Origin of the sequence: Flavobacterium sp. A45 (assembly GCF_002001005.1) — a bacterium.
Classification (GTDB): Bacteria; Bacteroidota; Bacteroidia; order Flavobacteriales; family Flavobacteriaceae; genus Flavobacterium.
In genome coordinates this window covers 1-10,501 of sequence record NZ_MUNX01000132.1, presented here as the reverse complement: position 1 = coordinate 10,501, position 10,501 = coordinate 1, and the positions used below count along the sequence as shown (strand labels likewise).

The window sequence follows — 10,501 nt, the reverse complement described above, 5'->3', positions numbered from 1 at the left end:
CTCTAAAGTTACGAATTCATATTCTAATTCAGTTGTGTATTCATAAAATCAATTAATTTAATTAGAAGAAAAAAAATTAAAGTGATATTAAAAAAAACAATCATCATTATATAATTCAATGCATTTGCGGATGAATTAAAAAATCTTATGTAACCGATTTAAATTTCACAAAATAATAATACCAAAACTGATTTTTAAACTAAAAAATATACTAATTTTATGACAATTATTATTTAATAAATTGCATTTTGAAAAAATTAATTTTATTTATATTACTGTCTCCTTTATTTACATTAGGACAAAACATAAAAGGAAGTATCTTAAATAGTTCGAACAATCTCCCTATTCAAGACGTAAATATCGCGCTGAAACAAATGGATGTAAATACCACAACAGACGAAAGAGGCTTATTTACTCTAAAACTTTCCACAAAACTGGAAGAAAGTGATTCCTTGTATGTATCACACATTGGCTACACTCCAAAAAAGATTAGTTTCTTTGATTTAAAAAAAAATAATTATTTGATTTTTCTGGATGAGAAGATGGAAAATTTAAACGGACTGACACTTTCTTCTGAAAAAAAAGAATTAAAATCAAAACTAAACTTTACAAAATTAGCAACATTACAATTTCCAATTTCCTCTTTTGGTTCTGTTTTGAACAATAACAAAATATATGTAATTGGAGGTGACGGTTCGTTCTCGGCAGATGCTTGGAAAAAACTGCAATATGAAAAACCGGGCTTTGAGATGGATGATTATTACAAAGAACTCAAATTTCAATTTTCCGGTCAATATTACAAAGGCAATCTTTTGGTTTATGATATAAAAACTAATCTTTGGGAAACTTCAGAAATAAAATTCAGAAAAAGAGCGTATCATAATTTAAATATTTATAACAATACTATTTATGTCCTAGGCGGTAAAAGAGTTTCCGTTAATGGTAAATTTGAATATTTGGACGATAAAATTGAAGTTTTTGACACAAAAAAAGCAACTGTAGCCATCGATAATACCAATCCGCATCAGGCAGCAAATTTTGCCTCCTTCACTTATAACGGAGCAATAATAACTATGGGAGGCTCCATAAAAATGAGTGAAAATGGATCAAAAATATATACTGATAAAGTACATTCATACGATATCAATTCAGGTTATTGGTACGAATTATCGAATATGCCCACTGCAAAAGAAGCAAATGGAATCCTGATTAAAGATAAAATATATTTGATTGGAGGCTTCAACGGAAAAGAGTTATCTTCAATAGAAAGTTTTGATTTAATCACTGGAACTTGGAAAACCGAAGGAGAATTTTTCAACAGTCTGAATTATCCTGCTATTACCTGCAAAGACAATATGATATACATTTTTGAAAATGAAAAAATGTACTCTTATGACATCAATACAAAAACGCTAAAAGAATACCTGATTAATTTACCTTTGAAAGCCTCAAAACTATATTATTGTGAGGACAAATTATACTTACTTGGCGGTTATCTCGAAAACTATTACTCTCAATATCCCTCGGCAAATCTCCTCAGAATTGACATCGATGAATTTGAAAACACAAAACCAAACAGAATAAAAACTTTATAAGTCAATCGCTATATAAACAAAAAACTCCCAAGTTTCCTTGAGAGTTTTTGATATATAAATTTTCAAAAGCTTATGAATTAGCTTCAGCCGCAATTAAGTTTAAAGCCGAACCAGCAACGAACCAACCAATTTGACTTGCGTTATAAGTATGGTTAGCCATGATGAAATCTTTGCTTCCATCAGCGTGGACAAATTCTAATGTTAATGGCTTTCCAGGAGCAAAATCAACCAAATCAATGAAGTTGATAGTATCATCTTCCTGGATTTTGTCATAATCGGCTTCGTTGGCAAATGTCAATCCCAACAGACCTTGTTTTTTAAGGTTTGTTTCGTGGATACGGGCAAATGATTTAACCAATACTGCTTTTACGCCCAAGAAACGAGGCTCCATAGCGGCATGCTCGCGAGAAGATCCTTCACCATAGTTGTGATCTCCCACAACAATAGAAGGTATTCCAGCTGCTTTGTAGGCACGAGCCACAGCAGGAACTACATCATAAGCACCTGTCAATTGATTTTTAACCGAATTTGCAGTTTGATTGAATGCATTAATGGCACCAATCAGCATATTGTTTGAAATATTATCTAAATGTCCTCGATAACGCAGCCATGGTCCTGCCATAGAAATGTGGTCTGTAGTACATTTTCCGAAAGCTTTGATCAATAATTTAGCTCCCGTAATGTTTTTACCGTCCCATGGATCAAATGGAGCCAATAACTGTAAACGATCTGAAGTTTCACTTACAACAATCTTAACGCTTGATCCGTCTTCGGCCGGTGCTTGAAAACCTGCATCTTCAACATCAAAACCTCTTTTTGGCAATTCGTCACCAAACGGAGCGGTTAATTTTACAGCTTCTCCATTATCATTCATTAAAGTATCTGTCAATGGATTGAAATCCAATCTTCCTGAAATAGCTAATGCAGCGACCATTTCTGGGGAAGTTACAAAAGCGTGCGTATTTGGGTTACCGTCTGCTCTTTTGGAGAAATTACGGTTGAATGAATGCACGATAGTATTTTTCTCTTCTTTATCTGCTCCTGCTCTATCCCATTGTCCGATACATGGTCCACAAGCATTGGTAAATACTTTAGTTCCCATTTTTTCGAAAGTGGCTATGATACCATCTCTTTCGATAGTGTAACGAATTTGTTCCGATCCTGGATTGATTCCGAATTCAGCTTTTGGGGTAATTCCGTGCTCAACAGCCTGATTTACGATTGAAGCGGCACGAGCCATGTCTTCGTAAGAAGAGTTTGTACATGAACCGATTAATCCCCATTCAATTTTTATTGGCCATCCATTTGCCGCTGCTTCTGCTTTCATTTTGGAAACTGGAGTTCCGCGGTCTGGCGTGAAAGGCCCATTGATATGTGGTTCTAATTCTGATAAATTGATTTCGATAAGTTGGTCAAAATATTTTTCCGGATTAGCATATACTTCTGGATCGGCAGTCAAGTAAGAAGCTACTTTATCGGCAGCATCAACCACATCCTGACGATCTGTAGCTGTTAAATACCTGCGCATAGAATCATCATAGCCAAATGTAGATGTTGTAGCTCCAATTTCGGCACCCATATTACAAATAGTTCCTTTTCCTGTACAAGACATTGAAGTTGCTCCTTCCCCAAAATATTCTACAATAGCACCAGTTCCACCTTTTACAGTAAGAATATCAGCCACTTTTAGGATAACATCTTTTGGAGCTGTCCAACCCGATAATTTTCCAGTCAGTTTTACTCCAATTAATTTAGGAAATTTCAATTCCCAAGACATTCCAGACATTACGTCCACAGCATCGGCACCACCAACACCGATAGCCAACATTCCCAATCCGCCTGCATTTACAGTATGGGAATCAGTACCTATCATCATTCCGCCTGGGAAAGCGTAGTTTTCTAAAACAATTTGATGAATAATTCCAGATCCCGGTTTCCAGAAACCAATTCCATATTTATTTGAAACTGATGATAGAAAATCAAAAACTTCTTTAGATTGAGTATTTGCTACCGCTAAATCAGATTTAGCACCGTTTTTTGCTAAAATCAAGTGATCACAGTGAACCGTAGTTGGTACTGCAACTGTTTTCTTTCCTGCATGCATAAATTGCAGCAATGCCATTTGAGCCGTTGCATCTTGACAAGCAACTCTGTCCGGAGCAAAGTCAACATAATCTACTCCTCTTCCGTAAGCTTGCTTAGCAGCTCCATCCCAAAGGTGACTGTACAAAATCTTCTCCGTTAAAGTAAGCGGACGACCAACTATCTCACGTGCTGCATCAACACGAACTTTCATGTTGTCGTACACTTTTTTAATCATTTCAATATCAAAAGCCATAGTATATAATTGTTTTTGTTATTAATAATTTAAACATTACAAGTTACGAAAAAAATTAAGTAGTTATAAAAAAATATGACTGTCCGCAGGGCAAACACATGAGTATAAATAATGGCCGCAGATTCGCTGATTAATTTATTGGAAAGCTGATTTTTTTGATTTTAAAGAAATCAATTTGCGCTAATTCCGCTGAAAGCGGTTAATTCGGTATAGAAATTTCAATTAAAATCTGCGAATCTGCGGTAAAAACAACTCATGCGTTTGCCCTGTGACTATCAGTAGTTAGCGCCATTTCTTGTATCATGAGTTCGAAATTTAACTTTTTTTACTTTATCGGATAAAACAAAATATCTCCATTTAGCCCCGATAGTAGTGGAAATCCTTGTGAGCCGGAGTTCGGCTCACAAGATTGCAACGGATAGCGGGCCCCATGTTTTCCAAAAATGCCTAATCTTTCTGCTCCAAACTTTTATACTCGAAATTTAATGCTGTGAATTGCGGATAGTCATAAAAAAAAGCCTGAGTCATAAGACTCAGGCTTTTAAAGTATTATTAACTAATTATGTAAATTATTTAACTAATAACTTATGAGAAGGCGCAAACTTAGTTAGGTTGATACCATCTACAGCAGTTTTGTATTCTTCAATAGTTGGAGTTCTACCAAGGATTGTAGATAATACCACAACCGGTGTAGAAGAAAGTAATGACTCTCCTTTTTTACCCTCTGTATCTTCAACAACTCTTCCTTGGAAAAGACGAGTAGATGTTGCCATTACTGTATCTCCTTTGGCAGCTTTTTCTTGGTTACCCATACAAAGGTTACAACCCGGACGCTCTAAATACAGCATGTTTTCGTATGATGTACGTGCCGCAGCTTTAGGAACATTATCGTCGAATTCGAAACCAGAATATTTTTGTAAAATTTCCCAGTCACCTTCAGCTTTTAATTCATCAACAATATTATAAGTAGGAGGAGCTACAACTAGTGGCGCTTTGAACTCTACTTTACCTTCTTGCTCATCAATATTTTTAAGCATGTGAGCTAGAATTTTCATATCTCCCTTGTGAACCATACAAGAACCGATAAATCCAAGATCTACTTTTTTAACCCCTCCGTAGAAAGATAAAGGTCTGATGGTATCGTGAGTATATCTTTTAGAAACATCAGCATTATTAACATCTGGATCAGCAATCATTGGTTCAGCAATCACATCAAGATCTACAACAACTTCTGCATAATACTTAGCGTTTGCATCTGGTCTTAAGGCTGGTTTCTCACCTGATATAATCTCAGCGATTCTCTTATCCGCTATAGCGATCAATCCTTTAAGAACTTCATTTTTGTTGTCCATTCCTTTGTCGATCATGATCTGAATTCTGCCTTTCGCCATCTCTAGAGATTCGATCAAAGTATAATCCTCAGAAATACAGATAGAAGCTTTCGCTTTCATTTCTGCAGTCCAGTCCGTAAACGTAAAGGCTTGATCCGCATTAAGAGTCCCTAAGTGAACCTCAATAATTCTTCCCTGAAATACATTCTCTCCACCAAATGTTTTAAGCATCTGAGCTTGTGTAGCATGAACCACATCACGGAAATCCATATACCCTTTCATATCTCCTTTGAATGTTACCTTCACAGATTCTGGTATTGGCATTGAAGCCTCACCAGTAGCAAGTGCAAGAGCAACAGTTCCTGAGTCAGCACCAAAAGCAACACCTTTAGACATTCTTGTATGAGAGTCACCACCAATGATGATAGCCCACTCGTTTACAGTAATATCATTAAGTACTTTATGAATTACATCCGTCATTGAATGATAAACTCCTTTCGGATCACGGGCCGTGATCAATCCGAAATCGTTCATAAATTTCATCAATCTTGGAATATTTGCTTTAGATTTATTATCCCAAACTGAAGCAGTATGACAACCCGATTGGTAAGCACCATCAACAATTGGAGAAATCACAGTAGCAGCCATAGACTCTAACTCTTGTGAAGTCATCAAACCAGTTGTATCTTGTGAACCAACAATATTTACGGTAACACGAACATCTGAACCAGCATGTAAAATTTTACCTGGAGTTGTTCCAACCGCATTTTTATTAAATATCTTCTCTACAGCTGTAAGACCTTGTCCTTCAATAGAAACTTCTTTTGATGGAGCATAAACTGGAACAATAGGAATACCTAGAGTCTTTGATGCAAATGTTTGAAGTTTTTTTCCAAACACGATAGCGTAAGATCCGCCAGCTTTAATAAATTCAATTTTCTGAGGAGTAAATGCCTTAGAAATATCTATTAATTCTTTATCGCCGTTATAAAGTTTTTTTGTTTTTGTATTGATCGTAAGAACTGTTCCAGTAGCAACAGAGTAAACTTCTTCTAGAATAGGATCACCGCTTTCATTAAGAAGAGGTTTTCCATTTTCGTCAAGCTTTTTTACCCAGTTTTTAAGATCAAGACCAATACCGCCAGTAACATCAACAGTTGTTAGGAAAATTGGAGAAATACCGTTTGTTCCTGCAACGATTGGAGCAATATTAATAAATGGAACATAAGGACTTGCTTGTTTTCCTGTCCAAAGTGCCACGTTGTTTACACCTGACATTCTTGAAGAACCAACTCCCATAGTCCCTTTTTCAGCGATTAACATTACACTCTTATCAGGATTCGCTTCTGCTAATGCTTTAATTTCAGCTTGTGCTTCTGGAGAAATTAAACATTTTCCATGAAGTTCACGATCTGAACGGGAGTGCGCTTGGTTTCCTGGAGAAAGTAAATCGGTTGAAATATCTCCTTCACCAGCAATAAAAGTAACAACCTTAATTTCTTCTGCTATTTCAGGTAATTTAGTAAAAAACTCAGCCTTAGCGTAGCTCTCTAGAATATCCTTAGCAATCTCGTTACCACTTTTGAAAGCTGCTTCTAAACGATCTGTATCGGCCTCATAAAGAAAAACTTGTGTTTTTAAAACTTCAGCAGCTTGTTTAGCAATAGCAACATCATTACCTAAAGCTAAATCAAGTAATACCTTTATAGAAGTTCCACCTTTCATGTGTGATAACAACTCTAAAGCAAAAGCAGGCGTGATTTCAGCAACAACTGATTGACCTAGAACGATTTCTTTTAAAAAATTAGCTTTAACATTAGCAGCAGGTGTAGTTCCTGGTACAACATTATAAATAAAGAATTTAAGAGAATCCTCTCTGTACTCGTTATTCAAATCTTTAATTTGTTCAATGATTTCGCTTAGCAATTCGGCACCATCAATTGGCTTCGGGTTAAGCCCTTGGTTTTTTCTTTCTTCAATCTCTTGAATGTAATCCTTATAAGTCATAACAGAAGTCTTTTATAGGTATTTTTATTTTTTTGTACGCAAATTTAGGAATTAAAGCTGATAATTAAAAAAAATTTAATGGATGTGCCATTTTTAAAAATTATTATTGCAAAATAAAAGATTTCGATACGTTAAAATGAGAAATAAGCATATTTAGGCTATCAAATTTACAAAATTCGTAATTTGAAATTCGGATTTTAACAAAACTAAAAACTATTGTTAAAACAAAAAGTGCTACATTCCTATTGGAACATAACACTTTTCAATAATTTCTTATTTTTCTCTTTTAAATCAGCTTATCAATTATCATTTCCTCAGAAATTCCTTCAGCATCAGCTTTGTAGTTTTTAATGATTCTGTGCCTTAATATTCCGGTCGCAACTGCTTTTACATCTTCAATATCTGGAGAAAACTTGCCATGAAAAGCGGCATTAGCTTTGGCAGCCAAAATTAAATTCTGTGACGCTCTTGGCCCAGCACCCCAATCTAGATAGTTTTTCACAAACCCATTGGAAAGTGCATTATCAGGACGCGTTTTACTGACTAGTGTTACAGCATATTCAACTACATTATCCGCTACAGGAATTCGACGAATCAAATGCTGGAAATCTATAATTTCTTGAGCTGTAAACAATGCATTAACTTTTGTATCAGAATCTGCAGTTGTACGTTTCACCACCTGAACTTCTTCCTCAAAAGAAGGATATTCCAATTTTATAGCAAACATAAAACGATCTAATTGCGCTTCTGGCAAAGGATAAGTTCCTTCTTGTTCAATTGGGTTTTGAGTAGCTAATACAAAATAAGGCAAGCTTAACTTATGATTTGCCCCTGCAATAGTAACCGAACGTTCCTGCATGGCCTCCAATAAAGCGGCTTGAGTTTTTGGCGGAGTTCTATTAATTTCGTCAGCCAAAATAATATTAGAAAAAATAGGTCCTTTTATAAATTTAAACTGTCTATTTTCATCTAATATTTCACTTCCTAATATATCCGATGGCATTAAATCTGGCGTAAATTGAATTCTTTTAAAATCCAATCCTAAAGCTTGCGCCAAAGTATTTACCAATAAAGTTTTGGCCAATCCCGGAACTCCCACCAGCAAGGCATGACCTCCTGAAAAAATACATAGCAAAATCTGATCGACAACCGCATCTTGACCAACAATGATTTTGGCAATTTCTTTTTTTAATTCGTTACGCTTTTCAACTAAGTTTTGTATCGCAGTTACATCCGACATCTTATATATTTTTTTTTAAAATTAAAAAGAGTTAATTCTATGAAAACATAAAACTAACTCTTTTTATCTATTTAATGAAAATTATTTTTTAAGCCAATTATTTGTAAAAGAACATTCTTTATACTCATCAACAATTTTAATATAGGTATCCTTAATTTTTGCATCAAACCATTTCCCAATAGCTCTAAACTGCTTTTCTTTTAAAGCCAAATCTTTAATTTTGATATAATCTTTAGCATAATCAGCAGTATGAGAATCTATCCTATTGGTTACAATCATAATTTTATAATTTTTTTTCCCTTGAACATCTTCTAGGAATGGCATAGATATTTCATTGTCTTTCAAATTAGAAACCTGACTATATATAGACGGATCCATTTTGGTCAATTCAAAACGTGTATCTTGTGTTTTTGGATTCACCAAAGTCCCTCCATTAGCTCTTGTTTCTTTTTCATCCGACATTGTTCTTGCCGCTTCCGCAAAAGTGATTTCTTTATCCTCAATCTTCTTTCTAATCAAAGTAATTTTCTCTTTAGCCTCTTTCAAAGATTCTTGGGAAACAACTGGAGATATCAATATATGTCTCAATTCAATTTCTTGGCCTTTTATTTTTTCTACATAAATTATATGATATCCATAAATAGTTTCAAAAGGTTCTGATATTTCTCCCTCAGCAAGACTAAATGCAACATCTTTAAACTCTTTCACAAAAGGAGTTTTACGTGTCATTTTATAATAACCTCCATTTTTACTGGAACCTGGATCCTCTGAGTACAGAACCGCTTTGGTTGCAAAACTCGAACCTTCCATACATTCTTTTCTAAAACCATTCAGTTTATCAATTACCTTTTTCTTATCCTCATCGGTAACTTTAGGCTTAATTACTATTTGTGCGACTTCTAGTTCCGCACCAAAAACAGGCAAATCTGCAACAGGTATTTTCTTGAAAAACTCACGAACTTCCTCAGGAGTTATTTCTACTTTTTCAACGATTTTCTTTTGCATCTCCCCAGTAAGTTTCTGTTCTTTCAAAACATCAAAGAAATAGGTTCTAAATTCTTCTTCTGAATCCTTTTGATAGTACTTAACTAACTTATCCATAGACCCGATTTGCTCCAACATATAGCTCAACCTTTCATCCATCAATCCTTTTACTTCGGCATCGCTTACAACAACACTATCTTGAACCGCTTGATGCGCATACAATTTGTCCTCCAACAGCTTACCTAATATTTGACATCTAGTTATATCTTTAGTAGAACCTCCTTGAGCAGTAATCTCCAAAAATCCTTTATCAATATCAGAATCCAAAACAATATAATCCCCAACAGTTGCTACTACTCCGTCAATCTTTAGTTTCTTTCCAGAAGGAGCAGCTGTATTAGCAACAGCAACAACACTATCTTTTATAATTTCTTGGGCATTAACAATGGTTAAAGTAGAAAACAAAAGAAAAAGAGTCAACATAACTTTGTTGGTTATGGATTTCATTTGTACAAATTTTAAAGGCATTTTTTATATTTTATATTATTATTATTTTAAAACAGATTTTGCTTCCACAAAACACATTCCACTTAAAGAGAACGCTTTAGAACAAATAAAATTCATTCGGTTTGAGTTTTTAAGAATTAAAACACATTAATTCATCAAAATACTTACAATTATCGGAATTTAAACCGAACAAAAATAACAATTCGAATGCATTAAACAAGTTTCCACTGTACTATTAACAAAAAATTATTAAGTTCCTTGACAGGTTTTTATTCATAGCATCCAATTCAAAAATGCTATTCAAATTCAAAAAAATAAAAAATAAAAAAACAGAATAAAACTTCACAATATTCCACTTTTGATTCATACTATTTATTATTCTTTTTTAATGAATTCCTATTTATTAATATTTAAAATATCAAATTCATAATTTCAATCAAAAAAATTATTTTTTATGTTTTTACAAATTTTATAAAAAATAATTAATTTAATAACAATC

At 34.2% G+C, this 10,501-nt stretch carries 5 protein-coding genes; 1 reads left to right on the top strand and 4 read right to left on the bottom strand.

Annotated features, from left to right (window positions below):
- The first annotated feature begins 248 nt into the window (after positions 1–248).
- Entirely contained in the window at positions 249–1,595 is a 1,347-nt protein-coding gene (locus B0E44_RS15770; protein ID WP_254423308.1) for a carboxypeptidase-like regulatory domain-containing protein, read from the top strand.
- 70 nt (positions 1,596–1,665) lie between these two features.
- On the opposite strand, the gene B0E44_RS15765 is transcribed toward B0E44_RS15770, so the two are convergent.
- The 4 genes from B0E44_RS15765 to B0E44_RS15750 form a co-directional block, all read right to left on the bottom strand.
- Positions 1,666–3,933, bottom strand: coding sequence for an aconitate hydratase (locus tag B0E44_RS15765; protein ID WP_077377438.1), 2,268 nt, complete (start codon positions 3,931–3,933; stop codon positions 1,666–1,668).
- A gap of 569 nt (positions 3,934–4,502) precedes the next feature.
- Complete coding sequence (locus B0E44_RS15760; RefSeq protein WP_077377435.1) at positions 4,503–7,271, bottom strand: bifunctional aconitate hydratase 2/2-methylisocitrate dehydratase; 2,769 nt, start codon at positions 7,269–7,271, stop codon at positions 4,503–4,505.
- A gap of 286 nt (positions 7,272–7,557) precedes the next feature.
- Positions 7,558–8,511 (bottom strand): MoxR family ATPase, encoded by a 954-nt coding sequence (locus B0E44_RS15755; RefSeq protein WP_077377432.1) that lies wholly within the window; start codon positions 8,509–8,511, stop codon positions 7,558–7,560.
- 81 nt (positions 8,512–8,592) lie between these two features.
- Entirely contained in the window at positions 8,593–10,023 is a 1,431-nt protein-coding gene (locus tag B0E44_RS15750; protein ID WP_077377429.1) for a peptidylprolyl isomerase, read from the bottom strand.
- Positions 10,024–10,501 lie beyond the last annotated feature (478 nt).